This is a genomic window from Nocardioides sp. B-3 (assembly GCF_024703895.1).
Taxonomy (GTDB): Bacteria; Actinomycetota; Actinomycetes; order Propionibacteriales; family Nocardioidaceae; genus Nocardioides.
Map to the genome: position 1 here is coordinate 4,286,205 of NZ_CP087968.1, position 19,352 is coordinate 4,305,556.

Sequence of the window (19,352 nt, forward strand, 5' to 3'; positions counted from 1 at the left end):
GAGGTAGAGCACCATCACCCGGTCGCTGATGTTCTTCACGACGGAGACGTCATGAGCGATGAAGATCATCGAGAAGTCGAACTTCTCCTTGGTCTTCTCCAGCAGGTTGAGGATCTGGGCCCGGACGGAGACGTCGAGAGCGGAGACCGGCTCGTCGCAGATCAACACCTCTGGGTTCATCATGAGCGCCCGGGCGATGCACACCCGCTGGCACTGACCACCGGACAGCTCGTGCGGGCGTCGATCCCAGACCACGTCCGGGTCGAGGCCGACAGCGATGAGGGTCTCGCGGATCGCGGCATCCAAGTCATCGCCGTCGAAGCCCCAGATGGAGAGCCCTTCGGCGACCGGGTCGCGCACCTTGCGACGGGGGTTCAGCGAGGAGACCGGGTCCTGCATGATCATCTGCATCCGCGACCGGGCCCGCCGCAGCTCGCGGGTCTTCAGCCCGGTCAGCTCGGTGGCGCCCGGGCTCACCGAGCCGGACGTCGGCGGCGGCTCCTGCATGACCGCCCGGCCGGCGCTCGACTTGCCGCAGCCGGACTCGCCGAGGATGCCCAGCGTCTCTCCGGGCAGCAGGTCGATGTTGAGCCCGGACACGGCGTGCACGACCTGATGCCTGCCCACCGGGAACTCCACGACCATCTGGTCGACCGAGAGGACCGGCAGGGCCTCGGGGCGCATGTGCGCAGTTCCACTGCCGGCCATGTCAGCTCACTTCCCCGGTGTACGGCGAGCAGCGGGAAGTGGCACGCACCCAGTGGGGCAGTGCCCCCATCCGTCAGCTCGCGCAGCTCGGGCTGCTCCTCGTGGCACCGGTCGGTGGCAAGGCGACACCGCGGCGCGAAGCTGCATCCCGTGGGCAGCGTGAGCATGTTGGGGGGTGCGCCCTCGATGGCCCGCAGCACCGTGTGCGGAGCGTCGTCGATGCGTGGGATCGAGGCGAGCAACGCCTCGGCGTACGGATGCACAGGGTTCGCGAAGACCCGCGAGGTCGCGGACGTCTCGACGATGCGACCGCCGTACATCACCGCGACTCGATCGGTGCGGCCCTCGACGGCGCCGAGGTCGTGACTGATCAGGATCGTGGCCATGTCGCGCTCGGAGGCGAGCGAGGCGAGCAGGTCGAGGATCTGCCGCTGCACGGTGACATCGAGGGCCGTGGTGGGCTCGTCGGCAATCAGCAGCTTGGGGTCGCAGGCCAGTGCCATCGCGATGACGACGCGCTGACGCATTCCGCCCGAGAGCTCGTGGGGATACTGCCTCATCCGTCGCTTCGGCTCGGGGATGAAGACTGGCGCAGGAGGTCGACCGCTCGTTCGTACGCGTCCTTGCGGCCGAGCCCGAGGTGCAATCGGAGCGCTTCGGTGATGTGCGTGCCGACCCGCTTGACGGGGTTGAGGGAGGTCATCGGGTCCCGGAACACCATCGAAACCTCGGGACCCCACAGCTGACGACGTGCCCGCGCCTTCAGGGCGTGGATGTCGTGGCCGCCGATGCGCACGGAGCCGGCAATCGACGTCGTCGCGTTGTCGGCGATCAGGCCCATGATCGTCCGCCCGAGCACGGACTTGCCCGAGCCTGACTCGCCCACGATGCCGAGGGTCTCCCCTGCCCGCAGGGACAGCGAGACCCCGTCGACCGCGCGCATGACGCCGTGAGGCGTGGTGAAGACGGTGTGGAGATCGTCCACTTCGAGAATGTTCACAGCTTGGCACTCCCGGTGTCCCAGCGCTTCTGGGCCTTCTCGCCCAGCAGGTTGAAGGAGAAGACGGTCAGGAACAGGAAGGCGCCGGGCACCAGCACGATGTGCGGGAAGTCCTCCATGGCACCGCCCTCACCCTCCGAGATCATGTTGCCCCACGTGGGGTCGGGCTGCTGGATGCCCGGAGCCGAGGAAGCTCAGCGAGGCCTCGGCCACGATGAGCGCCGAGATCATCACGACCGCCATCGAGAAGACGGGCAGGATCACGTTCGGCACCAGCTCGCGGAGCATCACCCGGAAGCGGCTCGCCCCCATCAACCGGGCCGCCATGACGAACTCCCGCTGGGCGAAGGCGATGGTGTTGGCACGCGCCAGTCGGACCATGCTGGGGATCGTCAGCAGGGACAGTGCCAGCGCCATGTTGCGCAGGCTCGGGTCCGAGGACCGTGCTCAGCGCGATCAGCAGGATCAGCGGCGGCACCGCGAGCAGCGCGTTGGTGAGGATGCCGACAACGCTGTCGACTCCGTGCCGGAGGTAGCCGGCGACCACGCCGATCGAGCCGCCGACGATCGTGCCGATCGTGACGGCCATCAGCGAGATCAACAGCGAGGTCCTTGCTCCGTGCAACGAACGGGACAACAGGTCGAGGCCCTGCCCGTTGGTGCCGAGCGGGTGGTCGGTCAGCAGCCGCGGCGGCATGTTGGCCGGCTCCAGCAGGGTCTTCGCGACGTCACTGTGCTCTCCGAGCGGGGAGCAGCGGAGCCATCAGGGCGAGCAGGAGGAGTCCGATCAGCCGGGCAACGCTGAGCATGAGGGTGAGGTCGACAGAGCGACCGAGGAGCACTCGTAGGAGGCGCGACAGGCCTTGGTGGACCAGCGCGAGGCCGACAAGGACCAGCACCGCCTTGCCGCCCAGCGTCAGCAACGAGGTGCTCCAGCCATAGCCGGTGAGGCCGAGACCCGCCGCCGCCATGACGGCGCCGACAACCCCTGCCCGGGTGCGGTGCGGCGTACGCCGCTTTCCACTAGACATGAACACGGCGGGTCCTCGGGTCCGGGTATCCGTACGAAAGGTCGATGAAGGTGTTGATGACGACGTAGGCGAGGGCGATGACGAGCACGGCACCCCTGGACCGGGCGGAAGTCACCCGGCCGGAGGCAGCAACGATCATCGAACCCATGCCCGGTAGGGCGAAGAGGTATTCAACGATCACGGTGCTCCCGATCAGCCGCCCCGGGCTGATGCCCATGAGGGTCACGAGCGAGAACGACGAGGGGCGCAGTGCGTCGCCTACCGGGATCCGCCGGGGCGGCATGCCCTTGGCGCGGGCCGCGAGGATGTAGTCCTCGTTGAGCGTGATGATCAGGTCGTTCCGCAGGATCCGCGTGAACAACGCCAGCTCCATCAGGGCGATCACGATCGCCGGCAGCAGGGCGTGGTGCAGGTTGCCCGGCAGGCCGTCACTGATGCGCACCCACTGGGCTCGCGGGAACCACCCGAGACCGTTGGAGAACACCATGATGAGCAGCAGCCCGGCCGGGAAGGAGGGCACCGAGAGGACCGCGAACATGGCGGCGCTGATGATCCGGTCGACCGTGCCACCGGCGTGGGCGGCCGACCACATGGCCAGCGGGATGGCCGGGACCAGCGCGATGAGCAGCCCCATCACGGCCAGCTGGACGCTGACGGGGAGAGCACCGAGGATGCGCTGCGAGACCTCCGTCTGCGGGGGCACGAGGGACCGCCCAAGGTCACCGGTGACCGCAGACGACAGCCAGTCCCAATACCTCGTGAGCAGCGGGTCGTAGAGACCGAGCTCCTGTCGGAGCGCCTCGTAGTCGGCACGGGGATGGCCCTCGCCGAGGATGGCCACCGCCGGATCGCCGGGCATCAGGGTGACGAGCATGAAGACGCCGAAGCTGACGATGAACAGCACGCCCAACAGCTCTCCGGCGCGCAACGCGATCCTGCGCATCAGCTGTGGTCCCTTCGGTTGGTTCGTTCCCGGATGGACGGGATGAGTCAGGCTAGATCGCGTGACCGCCGACACATCGGAGGCGATCCCACTGACCGGAAACGGTGATCAGGCCGCGTCGTTGCCACAGCGGAATCCGATGTTGCCGCTGGCTGATTCCGGCGTGTTGCTCGACCGTGCGGCGACGCGATAGCGATGGCAGTAGGAGTCGTGGCACAGGTAGGACCCGCCACGCATGACGCGTGCCTCACCGGTGTCCGGACCACGAGGGGCCTCGACCGGGCTGTTCGCGTAGTAGCCGGCGTCGAACCAGTCCGCGCACCACTCCCAGACGTTGCCAGCCATCTGCCACAGGCCGTGCCCGTTGGGGCGATACGTCTTGACGGGTGCGGTCGTGACGTGGCCGTCGTCCTCTGTATTGGCCCGCGGGAAGTCGCCCTGCCAGATGTTGCACTGCCAGCGTCCACGCGGCACGAGCTCGTCCCCCGGGCGAATCGGCTGCCCCGGAGTCCACCACGCGCCGCGAACTCCCACTCGGCCTCGGTCGGCAATCGCTTGCCGGCCCACGCGCAATAGGCCCGGGCGTCGTGCCAAGTGACATGCACGACCGGGTGGTTCTGGCGGCCCCGGATGCTCGATGCCGGGCCGCCGGGGTGTCGCCACGACGCACCCTTGACTGCCCACCACCACGGCGCTTGCGCGACTTCGTGGAGCACGTCCGCGCGATCCCCCCCGGAAGGCGAGGTGGAACACGGCCGAAACGCCGAGATTCTCCGCCTCGGTGACGTAGCCGGTGTCCTTGCAGAACGCTGCGAACGCGGCGTTGGTGACCGCCGTGGCATCCATCCAGAACGACGGGAGCCGCACCTCGTGCACGGGAGTCTCGCCGTCCGTCTCATAGCCCTCGCCGAACCCGTCGCCCATCTCGAACGAGCCGGCCGGGATCAGCACCTGCCCACGGGTGCTCCGGGCAGTCCTGACCGACGATGACCTGACGGCGTACGACGGGGGCGGCGCTCCCCCGCAGCGGGTGCACAACACGGCGAGGCACCCTGTTGGTTCACGGCGTCGACCCGGGCATCAATGGGTGATCATCACGGTGCGGCGCCGTTGCTCGGGCGTCGGCCCGTCGAGGCGCTCGGCCAGATCGATGCGGACCTGCTTGAGCCCACCGCGGTAGGCGTTGTCCGCTGGAAGTGCGGCGTACTCCTCGGTCACCGGAGTCCCCCGGTCGCGCCCGACGTCCATGGTCTCGTCCATGGAGAACTGGAAGCCCACCGTGCGCTCGAGGCGGCCGGCACCACAGGCGGCGCCATCGATGGAGAGTGCAACTTCGCCGCCCTTCCCCACGCCACCTCCGTCGTAGCTGAACGCCAGCTCCACCACGTGGTCACCGGCCGGGATCACCTGCTCACCACGGATCCGGGTGCGGGCACCGGCCATGTTGTGACAGTAGACCGGCCGACCGTCCTTGACATAGAAGGACCAGCCGCCGAACCTGCCGCCCCCGGGCGATCAGGACGCCGTCCGCACCATTCTCGGGCACGGTCACCTCCGCCGTGATCGCGAAGGAGGTGTTCTTGACGTCGGGCGCGATCCCCTCGCGTATCCCGCGCATGGCCGGCCGCAAGGTGATCGAGCGGCGCTCCCCCATCAGGTCCGGCCGCAGCGCCGCCGCCGGGGTCGAAGCGCTCCTGCATCCGATCATCGAGGGGCAGCACCTGATGGCGAGCAGCCTCGACGAGGAACTTCGCCTTGAGCTCCGCCAGCTTCTCGGGGAACTTCTCGGCGACGTCCTCGGCCCGGGTCCAGTCGGAGGTCGTGTCGTAGAGCTCCCAGACATCGTCCGCGAAGGGAGGCGCCGGATGGAAGGGCCGACTCCAGAAAATGGGCATGTGACGAGTCACCGCCGTCCATCCGTGGTCGTAGATTCCGCGGCTCCCGTGGACCTCGAAGTACTGCGTGGTGTGCCGCTCCTCGGCGTCGGGGTCGGCAAAGGTGTCCGCGAACGACGTACCCTCCATCGGTGCCTGCGGCACCCCGGCGACGACGTCCGGCGCCGGGATCCCGACGGCTTCGAGCACGGTCGGCGTGAGGTCGACGCAGTGCTGCCACTGGTGGCGTACCCCGGCCCTGGGTGATCTTCTCCGGCCAGTGCACGATCATCCCGTTGCGGGTGCCGCCGTAGTGCGAGGCGTACTTCTTCGACTGTTGGTAGGGCGTGTTCATCGCCAGCGCCCAGCCCACCGGGTAGTGCGGGTAGGTCATGGGGCCACCCAGCTCGTCGAGCTGCGCCAGGATGTCTGCCACAGAGAACGGCACGCGGTTCATGTTGCACACGAGGTTCGCCGAGCCGTGGATGCCCCCTCGGCGGCCGCGCCGTTGTCGCCGAGCATGTAGACGACCAGCGTGTTCTCGAGCTGCCCGAGCGCGTCGATCGTGTCGATCAACCGACCGATCTGGGTGTCCATGTGCTCGGCGAACTCGGCATAGAGCTCCATCAGTCGCTCGCTCACGGTGCGCTCGTCGTCGCTCAGGCTCTCCCATTCCGGCACGTCCGGGTCGAACGCCGCAAGCACCGCGTCCCGTGGCGCCGAGGCCGAGATCCTTCTGCCCGGCCGGGGTCTCCTCGCGTTGGGCGGTCCACCCTCGGGGAGAACTCCCCGCGGTAGCGACCGCGCCACGACTCGGGCACGTGCAGCGGGTCGTGACAGGCACCGAAGCTGAGGTAGGTGAACCACGGCCGGTCGGGCTCCAGCGCACTGACGGTCTCGATCCACGTGCCCGCTTGGTCAACAAGGTCCTCGGAGAGGTGGTAGCCCTCCTCGGGAGTGCGGGGGGCTCGATCGGGGTGAAACCGTCGATCAGTGCGGGGGTGAACTGGTTGGTCTCCGCGCCGATGAAGCCGTAGAACTTGTCGAACCCCTCGTTGAGCGGCCACCGGTCGAACGGGCCGGTCTCGCCGACCTCCCACATCGGGGTCTGGTGCATCTTGCCGAAGGCGCCGGTCAGATAGCCGTTGCCCGACAGGATCTGCGGCAGCGTCGCCATCGAGTCGGGGCGGATGCAGTCATAGCCGGGGGACGAGGTCGCCATCTCCGGGACGGTCCCCATCCCCGCACTGTGGTGGTTGCGGCCGGTGAGCAACGAGACCCTCGTCGGCGCGCAGATGGCGGTGGTGTGGAACCGGGTGTAGCTCAGCCCACCGGCCGCCAGTCGCTCAGCCGTCGGCATCCGACAGGGACCGCCGTACGCCGACGACGCACCGAAGCCCATGTCGTCGACGAGCACGACGAGCACGTTCCGGCGCGCCCGTGGGGGGCTTGATCCGCTCCCGCACGGGATAGCCGGGGTTCTGGTGCGCCCTGTCGACCGAGGGAGCGATCGTCGGTCGTGGTTGCGGAACGGGCAGGATCTTGCGGTTCATCGTGACTCCAACATGTCGAGGGCAGCGAGGTGGGCGAAGGCCAAACGAGTCGTCATCCGTCCAGCTCGATGTCCACGCCCTCGATGGTCCCGCCGACGAAGGGGTACGACGCCGGAAAGGCGCCGACCGGCGACCCGGAGTTGACTCCGATGTCGAAGGTCTCGTCGATCGAGAACACGCTCGGCGGCGTGACGTCGATCCGTCCGCTGTCGAGCACCTCGCCGTCCTTCACGAGGCTGAGCACGGCGCCACGCCCGCGCCCACCCCCGTCGTACGCGAAGACCACCTCGAGCAACTGCCTCCCTCTGTCCAACGGTGAGCCCCGAAGCTCCAGCCGGGCCCGCTCGAAGGTTCGGAAGGTGAGCACCGGGCAGCCCCCGGATCCAGCCAGAGCGCCCAGCCGGCCGCCTCACCGCCCATGCTGGCGATGACGCCTTCAGGCTTGTCGGTGAGGTCGAGCCGTGCCCGCAGGTGCCACGACCGGCCGAGCATGCGCGGGGCCCGGCTCTCGGGGACGCCGACGTCGCGCGGCCCGTACGTGAAGCTGGTCCGGTCCTCGGTCAGGGAGGGCATGCGGGTGCGCGAGACCCGGGCGTCCCTGAGCGGCAGGATGCCGACGCGCTCGGCTTGCTCGAGGAAGATCACCTTCAGCTCGGCGAGACGCTCCGGCTCCTTCTCCGCGAGGTCCTCGGACTGGCTGAAGTCGGTGCTCAGGTCGTAGAGCTCCCAGACGTCCTCGTCGAAGTCGCGCGGCTTGCCGGGCAGGCCGACCGTCCGGGGCACTCCCCCGTGGTGGGCCGAGGCCATCCAACCCCGGTGGTAGATCGACCGGTGTCCGTTGACCTCGAAGTACTGGGTCTGGTGCCTTTCCGGGGCGTCGCCGTCCGCGAACGAGTAGACGAGGCTGGTGCCGTCCATGGGCAGCTGCTCGACTCCGTCGACGACCTCGGGCATCTGTACGCCAGCAACCTCGAGGATCGTCGGAGCAAGGTCGTTGACGTGGGAGAACTGGCTGCGGACCCCGCCCCCGTGCGCGACCCCCTCGGGCCACGAGAGCACCATCGCGTTGCGGGTCCCGCCGAGGTGCGAGGCGACCTGCTTCATCCACTGGAACGGAGCCGTCATGGCCCGGGCCCAGCCGGCTGGGTATTGCGCGTAGGACTCCGGGCCGCCCATACGGTCGAGTCCCGCGATCTGCTCGGCGTTGCTCTCCTGCAGACCCCGGAGGGCACCCATGTAGTTGAGGCTGCCGGGAAGGCCGCCCTCGGCGCTGCTGCCGTTGTCGCCGACGACGTAGCAGAACAGGGTGTTCTCGAACTGGCCACTCTGCTTGAGCTCGGCAACCGGGCGTCCGAGGTGGACGTCCGTGTGCTCGAGGAAGCCTGCATAGACCTCCATGAGCCGAGCCGCCACCACGCGCTCGTCGTCGGTGAGCCTGTCCCACGACGGGATCTCCTCTGGCCGCGGCGTGAGCGACGTTTCCGGCGGGAGGATCCCGAGCTCCTTCTGGCGACGCAGGGTCGCCTCGCGCATCGCGTCCCAGCCGGCATCGAAGCGGCCGGCGTACTTCCTGCTCCACGTCCCGGGCACGTGCAGCGGTGCGTGTGTGGCTCCGGGCGCGAGGTAGAGGAAGAACGGCTCGTCCTGAGCCCGGATCCACTCGATCGACTGGTCGACCGGGTCCTCGGTGAGGTGGTAGTCCGGTCTGCTCGGAGGCTCGACCGGCGCGGTGCCTGCGTAGAGGGTCGGGTGGAACTGATGGGTCTCGCCGCCGAGGAATCCGTAGAAGTGGTCGAATCCCTGTCCCGTCGGCCAGCGGTCGAACGGCCCCGTCTGCGCCGACTCCCGGGCCGGCGCAAGGTGCCACTTCCCAATGCAGGCGGTGCGGTAGCCACTGTCGCGCAGCATTCGGGCCACGGAGGCTGTCTCGGGCCGGAGCACACCCTTGTATGCCGGGTGGTCGAAGGCCGAGTTGAGCACGGTGCCGACTCCCGTGACGTGCGCGTCGCGCCCGGTCAGCAGCGATGCGCGCGTCGGGGAGCAGATCGCCGTGGTGTGGAACCGGTTGTAGCGCAGACCGTCCGCGGACAGCTCGTCGAGGGTGGGCGTCTCCACCGGGCCGCCGAAGGAGCCCGGCGCTCCGAAGCCGACGTCGTCGAGCAGGACTACGACCACGTTGGGTCGACTCATGGGGCGTCTCCTTGATTAAGTCACTTGTCTTATTGCGACCTTAAGACAGATGTCTTACGATGGTCAAGTGACTACCAGCAGCGCTCTCGCTGACACCCGGGCGCGACTCGTCGACGTGGCCGAGGAGTTGTTTGCCACCCGAGGGATCGGGGCCGTGTCTCTGCGCTCGGTCGGCCGGGGAGGCCGGCCAGAAGAACAACTCCGCCGCGCAGTACCACTTCGGTTCGAAGCTCGGTCTGGTCAACGCGATCCTCGACGCGCGATCCGCGTCGGTCCAGCAGCGACGGAAGGAACTCGTCGCCTCGCTGGACGAGTCCGACCTGCGCGCCGTCGTGACGGCAGAGATCGCACCGCTGGCCGAATCCATCTCGGATCCGGGCCACAGCCGGTTCTATCTCCGCTTCCCGGCAACCGCGGTGAACGACCCGGCACTCCGCGCTGCGTGGTCGCAGGACCCGCGGCCCCAGCAGGCTGAAGTGCGACGGCTCCATCGCAACGTCGCCGCCCTGCTCCCGGACATCCCACGGCGAGTGGTGCAGCGACGCCTCGAGTGGGCAGCACGGGTCACCTTGCCCCTGCTCGCCGAGCACGAAGAGCTGCGCCACAGCGGCAAGGGCGCCGCCGACACCGCGCTGGTCGTGCGCGAACTGGTCGACATGCAAGTGGCGCTGCTCAGCTGCCCGATCTGACCGGGATCTCACTCCGGCCACTGGAAGCCGCACAACCGGAACAGTTCAAGGCCTGCCAAGGCGGCCGTGGCGAGGGCGAACAGGATCAGAGCGACCCCTGCCAGCAGCACGACGGGGTCGAGCCCGGGGAACTGCGTTCGGCCGACGACCGCGACCAGCCCGAGCACGATCAGCGGTGCGGACCCGGGCCAGCAGGGTGCGTTCGTTGGCGAGGCTGACCCGAGCGTCGGGCTCGTCCCCGACGCCGTACACGCGGTTCGGCCAGCGCGTCCCCATCAGCCGAAGAACGCCTGTCCCCCGTCGAGGCGGGATCGTGGCGCCGGTGAGATAGCCGAGATCAGGGCCGAGGAGCGCCACCACCGCGCGGCCGATGTCGGCCTCGGGGTCGCCGATCCGACGCATCGGGATGCTCGCGACGAACGCCTCGGCCTCCTCGGGACGGGCCTTCGCCCAGCCCGCGAGCGCCGGCGACAACGCGTGCGGCGCGATCGAGTTGGCCCGGATCCCGTCGGGGGCCCACTCCACCGCCACGGTCCCGGTGAGCGAGCGCAGCGCACTCTTGGCGGCCGCGTAGGCGCCGTACGTCGTGGGATCCCAGCGCACCATGGCGGACGTGACGAGGTTGACGATCGAGCCACCACCCCTGAGGTGCGGGTGGCAGGCCTTCATCAGGGTGAAGGCGGCGAACGGTGCCGAGTCGAAGCCCTTGCGGAAGTCGTCGTCGCTCATGTCGAGCAGCGGCCCGTAGGAACCGGCGTAGGCGTTGTTGACCGGGATGTCGAGGCGACCGAAGTCCTCGACGATCTTCTCCACGAGGCCGGGCAGGGAGGTCGTGTCCGAGACGTCGATCTCGTACGGCGCAGCGCGCACGCCGCGCGCCCGGAGCGCCTCGCAGGTCGACTCGAGCTTGGCCAGCGTGCGCCCCACGACGGCCACATCGACGCCCTCGGTGGCGAGCGCGAGCGCAATGCCCTCGCCCACTCCCTGACCCGCGCCGGTGATCAGTGCGACCTTGCCCTTGAGTCCATTCATGCCGCCATCCTCTGGGCGCTCGATCCTCGATCGGCTCGGACGTCCCGGTGACCGGAAGTGGACCTTCACCCGGCGGTGGTCTGCGGCGAGAGTGGGTCCAGAATCGACCCGGGAGGCGCTACCGCATGACTACCGGCCAGACCACGAACAGCACCGACCCACGCGCGATGGCGCGTGTCGTCGTGGACCAGCTCACCGGTCCGGGCGGCCCGTTCGAGCTGTCCGAGGAGGAGGTGCTCGGCACGAGGCTCCCGGTCTTCACCCACCGCCGCCGCGCTGCACGAGCTGCTGGCCGAGTCAGTGGAGCACGGCGACCGCGACTACATCGTCACCGCGACGTCCCGGCTGACCTTCCGCGAGCACGCCGCCCGGGTGGCGTCGCTGGCGCGGGCGCTGCGTGAGGACTTCGGCGTCCGACCGGGCGACCGGGTCGCGATCGCGGCGGCCAACTCCCCGGAGTGGATCGTCACCTTCTGGGCGACCGTCTCGATCGGTGCCGTCTCCGTCGGCTACAACGCCCGGTGGTCGAAGCGCGAGCTGGCCTACGGCGTCTCGCACGCCACCCCGACGGTGATCGTGGCGGACGCCAAGCGCGCCCTGCTGCTCGAGGACTGCGGCGTACCCCTGCTGTCGATCGAGACCGATGTGCCGCGCCTGTGCGCCCTCTACCCGGACTCTCCCCTGCCGACCAGCGACGTCGCCGAGGACGACCCTGCGATCATCCTCTACACGTCCGGCACCTCCGGCCGCCCGAAGGGCGCGACCCACTCGCACCGCAACGTCACCTCGGTCGCGGAGTACCACCGCATGAACGACGCCCCGGCCGCCGCGTTCGGCGACCCGATCGACCCGCGCGATCGCGCCTACCTGCTGGTGATGCCGCTGTTCCACATCGCCAGCCTGCACAACCCGGCCGTGCCGCGGCTCGCCAACGGCAGCAAGATCGCGCTGCACACCGGCGCCTTCGACGTCGACCGGGTGCTGACGCTGGTCCAGGGACGAGAAGGTGACCAACTGGGGCGCAGTGCCCACGATGGCGAACCGGCTCTCGGAGCACGGCGACCTGTCGGCGTACGACCTGTCGTCCCTGACCGCCTTCTCGCTGGCCTCCGCGCCCTCGTCGCCGGCCTTCCAGAAGCGCCTGCGCGACGGATTGCCGTTCGCCACCAATGCCCTCGTCGACAGCTATGGCCTGACCGAGTCGTGTACGGCGATCTCGGTGGCGACGACGCCGGACCTCGCGGCGGACCCGGGCACGCTGGGCTACCCGATCGTCGGCGTGCAGCTCGAGATCCGCGACACGCTCGGGAACGTCGTCCCGGACGGCGTCGAGGGTGAGATCTGCGTCCGCAGCGCCTACACGATGCTGGGCTACTGGAACGACCCCTCCGCCACGGCCGCCTCGATCGACGAGGATCGCTGGTTGCGGACGGGCGACATCGGCGAGCTGCGGAACGGGCGGGTCCGGCTCAGCAGCCGCCGCTCCGACCTGATCATCCGCGGCGGTGAGAACGTCTACCCGGCCGAGGTCGAGGGCGTGCTCCCGGAGCACCCGTCCGTCCGCGAGTGCATCGTGCTGGGCGTGCCGCACGACGACCTTGGCCAGGAAGTGGCCGCGGTGATCGTGTCCGACGAGCCGCTCGACGCTGCGGAGCTGTGCGCGTTCGCAGGAGAGCGGCTCGGGCACTTCAAGGTGCCGACGCACTGGCGCTTCACCGACCGCCCGCTCCCCGCAACGCGACCGGCAAGGTGATCCGGCGCGAGGTCACGGTGTGACGCGTTTTCATGTAACCGGCGTTTACCTCGACCACCCGGCCGTTGCAGAGGCTGTTGCTAAATCGCCGGTCCGGGTACGTGACCTCTGAGCGCTGTGCCGAAATACTGGGGCCATGGCTCGTTCGTATCGTCCGGTTGATCGTGATCAGCAGTTTCTGATGCCTCCCTCGTTGCGTGAGTGGTTGCCGGAGGATCACCCGGTGTGGTTCGTGTTGGGGGTCGTGGAGGAGCTCGACACAAGCGGTTTCCATGCCCGGCACCCGAAGGTCGGTCCGGGGCGCCGCGCGTTCGATCCGGACCTGCTGCTGGGAGTGCTGGTCTATGCCTACGCGGTCGGGGAACGTTCCTCGCGACGGATCGAGACGCTGTGCGGTGAGCACGTGGCGTTCCGGGTGTTGTGCGGGCGCGATGTGCCCGACCATACGGTGATCTCCCGGTTCCGCGCGACCCATGAGGACCGGTTCGCTGAGGTGTTCGCGCAGGTGCTGGTGCTGTGCGGGCAGGCCGGGATGGGCAGACTCGGCACGGTCGCGATCGATGGCACCAAGATCGCCGCGAACGCCTCGATCTTCGCCAACCGGGCCGAGGACTCACTGCGCGCTCAGGCCGACCGGATCGCCCGCCAGATCGCCGCCGAGGCTGCCGCGGCCGACGCGGCCGAGGACGAGCTGTACGGCGACAAGCACGGTGATGAGCTGGCCCCCGAGTTCGCCAACCCGGCCACCCGCGCGGCCGCGATCAAGGCCGCGCTGGCCGAGATCGAGAAGGAGAAGACCAAGCAGGCCGAGGAAGCCGCCGATGAGGCCGAGCGACGCGCACAAACCCGGCAGGTCCGGGCCGCGGCCCTGCGTGAGGAACTTGCCGCGGCCGAGCGGGAGGCCGCGGCACGGGTCGCGGCCCGGGAGGGCGTCCAGGAAGCGGCTCGCACCCACGGCACGCGCCGCCCCAGCGGGCAACGGCCACAGTTGGTGTCATGGAAGGTCCGCCGGCTGCGCGAGCGGCTGGCAGCCCTTGAGCGTCCGCGCGGCCACCGCGGCTCCCCACCCCCGCAAGAGCATGGGCCGTGCGAGCACCCGGAAGGCGAACTTGACCGACCCGCAGAGCCGGGTCATGAACACGCGTACGGGCTGGGTGCAGGGCTACAACGCCCAGCTCGCGGTCACCGCCGACCACCTGATCCCGGCGCTGATGCTGACCCGGGCGCCCACCGACATGGACTGCCTGCAACCGATGATGAACGCAGCCCAGAGCGCCGCGAGGACCATCGCCCACACACGAGCCGACGACGGCGGTGACGATGAGATCGGGCTGGTCCCGGCCGATGCCGGCTACTGCTCGATGGACAACCTCACCGCCCCCGGACCCAACCGGCTCATCGCCACCGGCAAGGACCGACGACTCGCCGACGAGGCCGCCGACGACCCGCGGACCGGCCCACCACCGCCCGACGCGAGCCCGCTCGAACGCATGCGGCACCAGATGAAGACACCCGAAGGACTCGCCGCCTACGCCCACCGCGGCGCAACCGTGGAACCAGTCAACGCACACCTCAAAGACCAGACCGGACTACGCCGCTTCAGCCGCCGAGGACTCGCCGCGGCCACCAGCGAACTCAACCTCGCCGCCGCAGTCGTGAACCTGCTCAAGCTCCACCGCCACACCACCGCAGCACTGGCCACCTGACGAGATCGGCCGGGCGCGCGCCCGGCCGACGACCCTCAACACCGCCATCGCCGCCATCCCCACGCGCCGACGTACCGAAATCAAACAGCAACAGCCTCTGCAACGGCCGTTCGGTGCAGGTCAACGCCGGTTACATGAGCGGGTACGTCGAAGCGCCGGCCGGCGCCGTCAGCTCGGGCGCGGCAGGTGCCCCCGGATGAACAACCCGTCGGCCGAGACACAGACCTCTCCGCCGGCGGTGATCGTGCCGACGGTGCGGATCTTGCGGCCGTCGACCGACTCCCCGGCGACCGCTGATGACGAGCTCCTCGAACAGCGGGGTCGGCCGGTGGTAGCGCAGCGTGAGGGTGCCGGTCATGCCGGACTCCCCGCCCAGTGGTTGGCGACGCCGAGCGTGTGGTCGAGCAGCAGCGCCGAGATTCCGCCGTGCACGCAGCCGGGCGGGCCCCGGTAGGCCAGCCCGAGAGTGACCCGCGCTGCGATGGAGCCGTCGTCCAGACCGACCGGGTGCAGGGGCGGGGCGATCGCGTTCTCCGGACCGGTCACCGGGTCGTGGCGCGACACGCCCTCGCCGCCCCACATGTCGACCGGGCGTTGCTGCACGGTCGGCGCGTGGTCCTCGAGGTGGTCGGCGACGGCGTTGAGCCGGTCGGCGACCTCCGCTCATCTCGGCGGCACTGTTGTCGCCGGCGTGCAGCAGCGTCTCGATGACGCGTCGCGCAGCGGCGACGGCGGCGTCGACGCCCTTGTTGTTCGGTACGGCGGTGAGCTCGAGCGTCATGGGGGTGACCTCCGCGAAGGCGTGGCTGAGGACGGGCGCGTCGTCGCGCTCGGGGCAGGTCGCGGCGAGCGTGAGGTGGTTGCCCTCGCGCCATACCGACGTCCGGATCGTCTCCCCCGGGAAGAGCGTGCCGGCAAAGCGGACGTCGAGGCCGACGAGACGTGCAGGATCTCCGTCGAGGACGCCGTCGACCGGGGGACTTCGCGACGATGCCGTAGGACGCGAGCCCGTGCAGGATCGGCCGTTCGAAGCCGACCTGCTGGGCGAACTCCGGGTCGACGTGCAGCGGGTTCAGGTCGCCGTTGAGCCGGTAGAGGAGGGCCCGGTCGGACGCGGTCGGCGAGTCGAGGACGAAGTCGGGGTCGCGATCGGGCGCGGCCCGGGCCTCCGCCGGACCGGGCGAGCCACCGAACCCGCCCTCGCCACGCGCCCAGATCTGCATCCGGCTCGTCCACAACGGACCGTCGTCATCGGCGGCCGAGGTCTCCAGCACCACCACGGCGGCCTTGCCCTTGTCCCAGACCTCGGCGACGTGGGAGGTGACGGTCGCGGTTCCGCACGCCGGGATGGGGCGGGAAACGGACAGCGCCCGGCCCGAGTGCAGGATCTTGCGCAGGTCGATCTCGATGCCGGGGAGGTCGAGACCCCGTGCGGGCCGGTCGCCGGCGGACATGCCCTGCCCGGCGACCATCGCGAAGGTCGGCAGCACGCGCAGCCCGCGTTCGTAGGTGGACGACAGGTCGGATGCCCCGAGCGACAGCTGGTAGAGCAGCACGTCACGGGTCGTCCAGCTGATCTGGTGGGTCGACGGCTCCGCGGCGCCCACAGCGACGGGATCAATCACGCGGGAGTCCCGGGGATGCGCTCGCCGATGATGTTCAGCTGCACGTCGGTGGTGCCGCCGGCGATCGAGAGGCAGCGGCTGTTCAGGAACCACCGAGTCGCGCCGCGCTCGTCGGGATCGGAGATCAGGGCGGACGGGCCCTGCCACTCCATGCAGGTCTCCCAGACCTGCTGGATGTTCTCGACACCGACCAGCTTGGCGATGCTCGACTCGGCGCCGGGCTGCTGACCGGCCGGGGAGCGGATCGTCTGACGGAGTCCGAGCAGGCCGCCCGACTGCGCGTCGCAGAGGATCTGCCCGAGCCGGGCCAGCTGCTCGCCGTCGGTCCGGTCGACCGGGCTCAGCAGCTTCTCGCCCGAGCCGATCGCGGAGTCGTGGGACAGCGCGACGCGCTCGTTGGCGAGCGTCGTGCGAGCGAGCTTCCAGCCGTCACCGGGCTGCGCGATGAGCATGCTGTCCGGGATGAACACGTCGTCGAGGAAGACCTCGTTGAAGTGCGCGTCGCCGTTCAGCGAGCGCAACGGGCGGATGTCGATCCCGGGGGCCGACATGTCGAGCACGAAGTAGGAGATGCCCTTGTGCTTCGGCACCTCGGCATCGGTCCCGGCCAGAAGCACCCCGAAGTGCGCCTCGCGGGCGCCGGAGGTCCACACCTTCTGGCCGTTGATCTTCCAGCCGCCGTCGACCTTCTCCGCGCGCTGCTCAGGCCGGCCGTGGTCGGAGCCGGCACCCGGCTCGCTGAACAGCTGGCACCACACGATCTCGCCGCTGAGACTGGGCGGGATGAAGCGTTCCTGCTGTACGGCGTTGCCGTGCTCGATCAGGGTCGGCACCACCCAGTTGCCGATGATCATGTCGACCGGCTCGAGGTCAGCAGCCCGGAGCTCCTCCGCGATCACCAGCTGCGTGACCGCGTCGGCGCCCTTGCCCCACGGTGCGGGCAGGTGCGGTGCGGTGTAGCCGAGCTCGGGCGCGGCGCCCAAGGACGCCAGCTCGGCCCGGACCCGACGCCGGACCGACTCGGCCTCGGGCGGCAGGTCCACAGCCAGCGTTCGCCGGGAGCCATCGAGGCTGAGCCGAGCGACCCGCTGCTGCCAGTGGCCGGTCGAGCCGAGCAGCAACCGAAGGGTCTGGGCGCGCCGGAGGTAGAGGCTGGCGTCGTGCTCCCACGTGAAGCCGATGCCGCCGAGAGTGTTGATGCAGTCCTTCGCGGTGGAGAAGCCTGCCTCGACGGACACGGCGGCCGCCACCGCGGCGGCCGGGGGTGGCTTCGGGGCCGTGCGCCCGGGCGGCGTCCCATGCGCAGGCGCGCGCCTGTTCGGTGCGGGCCAGCATCCGGGCGCATCGGTGCTTCACGCCCCGGAACTGGCCGATCGGGCGCCCGAACTGCTCGCGCACCTTGGCATAGTCGGAGGCGGTCATCGTGTTCCAGTCGGCGATCCCGGTCGCCTCGGCGGCGAACAGCACGGCGGCGAGGTCGTACGGCGCCTGCCGATCGATCTCGAGCAGCACTGACGCGCCGGTGAGCTCGACGTTCGCGAGGCGACGGGTCAGGTCATGGCTCTCGAGCGGGGTGACCGTGACGGCGTCGCGCTCGGCGAGCACCCACCCGTCGCCGACCGGCAGGACGAAGAAGTCGGCGGTCTGTCCGCCCGGGACCGGGCCTCCCTCGCCGAGGCCGACCGCGCCCGTCGCCGTACCGTCGACAAGGCCGGGGACGTGGTGGCCGGCGGCGTCGAGCACGGCGCTTGCCAGCACCGTCGGGAGGAACGGTCCGGGCGCCATCGAGCGACCGAGCTCCTCGACGACGACGGCGAGCTCGAGGAGCCCGGCGCCGGAGCCGCCGCGCTCCTCGGGCAGGTGCAGGCCGAGGAGGCCCCGGTCGGCGAGCGCCTGCCAGAACGGCGGCAGCTCCTCGGTCTTGGCGTCGACCGCGTTGCGGATGACAGTGTCAGTGACGTGCCGGGTCGCGAAGGCGCGCACCGAGTCCCGCAGGTCGAGGTGCTCCCGGTCGAGTCCGAGGGTCATGCTCAGATCCGTTCGATGATCGTGGCAGTCGCGTGCGCGCCACCGGCGCACATCGTGATCAGCGCGGTGGACTTGTCGGTGCGCTCGAGCTCGTTGACGGCCCGGGTGATCAGGCGGGCGCCGGTCGAGCCGACCGCGTGGCCGAGCGCGATCGCACCACCGTTGACGTTGACCTTGTCCATGTCGGCATCGTGCACCTGCGCCCAGCTGAGCACGACCGAGGCGAAGGCCTCGTTGATCTCGACGAGGTCGAGGTCGCCCATCTTCATGCCGGACTGCTCGAGCACGTGCGCGGTGGCGTCGACGGGGCCGTCGAGGTGGAAGTAAGGGTCGGAGCCGACCAGCCCGCTGGCCACGATCCGGGCGCGCGGCTCGAGCCCTTCGGCGGCGGCGCGTTCGCGGCTCATCAGGAGCACGGCGGCGGCACCGTCGCTGATCTGCGAGGAGTTGCCCGCGGTGTGGATGCCGTCGGGGACGACGGCCTTGAGACCGGCCAGCGCCTCGGCGGTGGTGTCGCGCAGGCCCCGGTCGCGGATGACGTCGCCGACCGGGATGATCTGCGAGTCGAAGCGGCCCTCGGCCCCGGGCGCGGGCGGCGTTCTGCTGCGAGTGGAAGCCGAGCTCGTCGGCCATCTCGCGGGTGATGCCCCGCTTGGTGGCGATGCGCTCGGCGGCGGTGAACTGGTCGGGCAGGTCGACGGACCAGCTCTCCGGGATCGGCATGCCGCCCGCGGCCAGCGCGAAGCCGAGCGGCACCCGGCTCATGGCCTCGACCCCGCAGGCGATGCCGGCCTCGATGGAGCCGCTCGCGATCAGCCCGGCGATGAGGTGCACGGCCTGCTGCGACGAACCGCACGCACAGTCGATCGACGTGCAGGCGGTCGTGTAGGGCAGACCGGCGTGCAGCCGGGCGTTGCGCGTGACGTTGTTGGACTGCTCGCCGGCCCTGGGTCACGCAGCCGCCGATGACCTGCTTGACCACGGCGGGATCGAGACCCGACCGGTCCAGCAGGCCCTTCTGGGCGGCCCCGAGCAGCTCGGCCGGGTGCAGGTGGGACAACACGCCGTTGCGGCGACCCACAGGGGTGCGCGCGGCGTCGACGATGACGGCTTCAGTGTTCACGCTCGCAGGCTCGCAAACGCAGCGCCCACCCGGCCGAGGTCGTCCCACTGAGCGGGGCTTCTCCCCCGAGGTCGGCAGGACCGCTCCTAACTTCACC

The 19,352-nt window shown here is 69.8% G+C and carries 22 protein-coding genes and 11 pseudogenes; 6 read left to right on the forward strand and 27 right to left on the reverse strand.

Going from position 1 to position 19,352, the window contains the following annotated elements; genetic code table 11:
- Positions 1–204: 204 nt before the first annotated feature.
- The 17 genes and pseudogenes from LP418_RS34950 to LP418_RS28485 form a co-directional block, all read right to left on the reverse strand.
- A pseudogene (locus tag LP418_RS34950) lies at positions 205–585 on the reverse strand (ATP-binding cassette domain-containing protein); the annotation flags it as partial.
- Positions 474–1,268 carry an ABC transporter ATP-binding protein gene (locus LP418_RS28410; RefSeq protein ID WP_257954558.1) on the reverse strand — a complete coding sequence of 265 codons (795 nt, stop codon included), beginning with the start codon at positions 1,266–1,268 and terminating at the stop codon, positions 474–476. The gene LP418_RS28410 and the pseudogene LP418_RS34950, both read right to left, overlap by 112 nt.
- Positions 1,265–1,693 (reverse strand): ATP-binding cassette domain-containing protein, encoded by a 429-nt coding sequence (locus tag LP418_RS28415; RefSeq protein ID WP_257954559.1) that lies wholly within the window; start codon positions 1,691–1,693, stop codon positions 1,265–1,267. Before LP418_RS28415 ends, LP418_RS28410 begins: the two co-directional genes overlap by 4 nt.
- 11 nt (positions 1,694–1,704) lie before the next feature.
- Entirely contained in the window at positions 1,705–1,854 is a 150-nt protein-coding gene (locus LP418_RS28420; RefSeq protein ID WP_257954560.1) for a hypothetical protein, read from the reverse strand.
- Entirely contained in the window at positions 1,838–2,125 is a 288-nt protein-coding gene (locus LP418_RS34955; RefSeq protein ID WP_442940056.1) for an ABC transporter permease subunit, read from the reverse strand. Before LP418_RS34955 ends, LP418_RS28420 begins: the two co-directional genes overlap by 17 nt.
- A gap of 311 nt (positions 2,126–2,436) precedes the next feature.
- Complete coding sequence (locus LP418_RS28430; protein ID WP_257954562.1) at positions 2,437–2,739, reverse strand: hypothetical protein; 303 nt, start codon at positions 2,737–2,739, stop codon at positions 2,437–2,439.
- The gene (locus LP418_RS28435; protein ID WP_257954563.1) at positions 2,732–3,682 is read right to left on the reverse strand and encodes an ABC transporter permease; all 951 of its coding nucleotides are present in this window, start codon (positions 3,680–3,682) and stop codon (positions 2,732–2,734) included. Before LP418_RS28435 ends, LP418_RS28430 begins: the two co-directional genes overlap by 8 nt.
- 108 nt (positions 3,683–3,790) lie before the next feature.
- Positions 3,791–4,524 (reverse strand): annotated as a pseudogene (locus tag LP418_RS34960) (formylglycine-generating enzyme family protein).
- Positions 4,499–4,606 (reverse strand): annotated as a pseudogene (locus tag LP418_RS28450) (SUMF1/EgtB/PvdO family nonheme iron enzyme); the annotation flags it as partial. The pseudogenes LP418_RS34960 and LP418_RS28450, both read right to left, overlap by 26 nt.
- A gap of 156 nt (positions 4,607–4,762) precedes the next feature.
- Positions 4,763–5,125, reverse strand: a complete 363-nt coding sequence (locus LP418_RS28455) for a hypothetical protein (RefSeq protein ID WP_257954564.1) — start codon at positions 5,123–5,125, stop codon at positions 4,763–4,765.
- Positions 5,086–5,766, reverse strand: coding sequence for a hypothetical protein (locus LP418_RS28460; RefSeq protein WP_257954565.1), 681 nt, complete (start codon positions 5,764–5,766; stop codon positions 5,086–5,088). Before LP418_RS28460 ends, LP418_RS28455 begins: the two co-directional genes overlap by 40 nt.
- 243 nt (positions 5,767–6,009) lie before the next feature.
- Positions 6,010–6,198 carry a sulfatase-like hydrolase/transferase gene (locus LP418_RS28465; RefSeq protein ID WP_257954566.1) on the reverse strand — a complete coding sequence of 63 codons (189 nt, stop codon included), beginning with the start codon at positions 6,196–6,198 and terminating at the stop codon, positions 6,010–6,012.
- Between the two features lie 17 nt (positions 6,199–6,215).
- Positions 6,216–6,656: a sulfatase-like hydrolase/transferase gene (locus LP418_RS28470; RefSeq protein ID WP_442940057.1), complete on the reverse strand. Its 441-nt coding sequence runs from the start codon at positions 6,654–6,656 to the stop codon at positions 6,216–6,218.
- Positions 6,605–6,958: pseudogene (locus LP418_RS34965) on the reverse strand (sulfatase-like hydrolase/transferase); the annotation flags it as partial. The gene LP418_RS28470 and the pseudogene LP418_RS34965, both read right to left, overlap by 52 nt.
- A complete protein-coding gene (locus LP418_RS28475; protein WP_257954568.1) occupies positions 6,903–7,109 on the reverse strand; it encodes a hypothetical protein in 207 nt (68 codons plus the stop codon). The pseudogene LP418_RS34965 and the gene LP418_RS28475, both read right to left, overlap by 56 nt.
- 52 nt (positions 7,110–7,161) lie before the next feature.
- The gene (locus LP418_RS28480) at positions 7,162–7,353 is read right to left on the reverse strand and encodes a hypothetical protein (RefSeq protein ID WP_257954569.1); all 192 of its coding nucleotides are present in this window, start codon (positions 7,351–7,353) and stop codon (positions 7,162–7,164) included.
- Positions 7,338–9,299, reverse strand: a complete 1,962-nt coding sequence (locus tag LP418_RS28485) for an arylsulfatase (protein WP_257954570.1) — start codon at positions 9,297–9,299, stop codon at positions 7,338–7,340. Before LP418_RS28485 ends, LP418_RS28480 begins: the two co-directional genes overlap by 16 nt.
- Positions 9,300–9,430: 131 nt before the next feature.
- On the opposite strand from LP418_RS28485, the gene LP418_RS28490 reads away from it, so the two are divergent.
- A complete protein-coding gene (locus tag LP418_RS28490) occupies positions 9,431–9,988 on the forward strand; it encodes a hypothetical protein (RefSeq protein WP_257954571.1) in 558 nt (185 codons plus the stop codon).
- Between the two features lie 45 nt (positions 9,989–10,033).
- On the opposite strand, the gene LP418_RS28495 is transcribed toward LP418_RS28490, so the two are convergent.
- Positions 10,034–11,020, reverse strand: a complete 987-nt coding sequence (locus LP418_RS28495) for an SDR family oxidoreductase (protein WP_257954572.1) — start codon at positions 11,018–11,020, stop codon at positions 10,034–10,036.
- A gap of 125 nt (positions 11,021–11,145) precedes the next feature.
- Between LP418_RS28495 and LP418_RS28500 the strand changes: the two genes are divergently transcribed.
- The 5 genes and pseudogenes from LP418_RS28500 to LP418_RS28520 all read left to right on the forward strand — a co-directional run bounded on the left by LP418_RS28500 (position 11,146) and on the right by LP418_RS28520 (position 14,479).
- Positions 11,146–11,421 carry a hypothetical protein gene (locus LP418_RS28500; protein WP_257954573.1) on the forward strand — a complete coding sequence of 92 codons (276 nt, stop codon included), beginning with the start codon at positions 11,146–11,148 and terminating at the stop codon, positions 11,419–11,421.
- Positions 11,321–11,956, forward strand: a pseudogene (locus tag LP418_RS28505) (AMP-binding protein); the annotation flags it as partial. The gene LP418_RS28500 and the pseudogene LP418_RS28505, both read left to right, overlap by 101 nt.
- A gap of 97 nt (positions 11,957–12,053) precedes the next feature.
- Positions 12,054–12,773: a class I adenylate-forming enzyme family protein gene (locus LP418_RS28510; RefSeq protein WP_257954574.1), complete on the forward strand. Its 720-nt coding sequence runs from the start codon at positions 12,054–12,056 to the stop codon at positions 12,771–12,773.
- Positions 12,774–12,954: 181 nt separating this feature from the next.
- A pseudogene (locus LP418_RS28515) lies at positions 12,955–13,269 on the forward strand (transposase); the annotation flags it as partial.
- A gap of 637 nt (positions 13,270–13,906) precedes the next feature.
- Entirely contained in the window at positions 13,907–14,479 is a 573-nt protein-coding gene (locus LP418_RS28520) for a transposase (RefSeq protein WP_257954575.1), read from the forward strand.
- 130 nt (positions 14,480–14,609) lie between these two features.
- Here the strand turns inward: LP418_RS28520 and LP418_RS28525 are convergent, their stop codons facing one another.
- The 9 genes and pseudogenes from LP418_RS28525 to LP418_RS34980 all read right to left on the reverse strand — a co-directional run.
- Positions 14,610–14,837: a hypothetical protein gene (locus tag LP418_RS28525; RefSeq protein ID WP_257954576.1), complete on the reverse strand. Its 228-nt coding sequence runs from the start codon at positions 14,835–14,837 to the stop codon at positions 14,610–14,612.
- Positions 14,834–15,061, reverse strand: a complete 228-nt coding sequence (locus LP418_RS28530; RefSeq protein WP_257954577.1) for a hypothetical protein — start codon at positions 15,059–15,061, stop codon at positions 14,834–14,836. Before LP418_RS28530 ends, LP418_RS28525 begins: the two co-directional genes overlap by 4 nt.
- A gap of 130 nt (positions 15,062–15,191) precedes the next feature.
- Positions 15,192–15,260 (reverse strand): annotated as a pseudogene (locus tag LP418_RS34970) (hypothetical protein); the annotation flags it as partial.
- A gap of 259 nt (positions 15,261–15,519) precedes the next feature.
- Positions 15,520–16,197 (reverse strand): annotated as a pseudogene (locus LP418_RS34975) (MaoC/PaaZ C-terminal domain-containing protein); the annotation flags it as partial.
- Positions 16,101–17,354, reverse strand: a complete 1,254-nt coding sequence (locus LP418_RS28540) for an acyl-CoA dehydrogenase family protein (RefSeq protein WP_336275853.1) — start codon at positions 17,352–17,354, stop codon at positions 16,101–16,103. The pseudogene LP418_RS34975 and the gene LP418_RS28540, both read right to left, overlap by 97 nt.
- 40 nt (positions 17,355–17,394) lie before the next feature.
- Positions 17,395–18,132 (reverse strand): annotated as a pseudogene (locus tag LP418_RS28545) (acyl-CoA dehydrogenase family protein); the annotation flags it as partial.
- A 2-nt stretch (positions 18,133–18,134) separates the two neighbouring features.
- The gene (locus LP418_RS28550; RefSeq protein WP_257954580.1) at positions 18,135–18,539 is read right to left on the reverse strand and encodes a hypothetical protein; all 405 of its coding nucleotides are present in this window, start codon (positions 18,537–18,539) and stop codon (positions 18,135–18,137) included.
- Positions 18,540–18,587: 48 nt separating this feature from the next.
- A pseudogene (locus LP418_RS31900) lies at positions 18,588–18,689 on the reverse strand (hypothetical protein); the annotation flags it as partial.
- A 76-nt stretch (positions 18,690–18,765) separates the two neighbouring features.
- Positions 18,766–19,351: pseudogene (locus tag LP418_RS34980) on the reverse strand (hypothetical protein); the annotation flags it as partial.
- Position 19,352 lies beyond the last annotated feature (1 nt).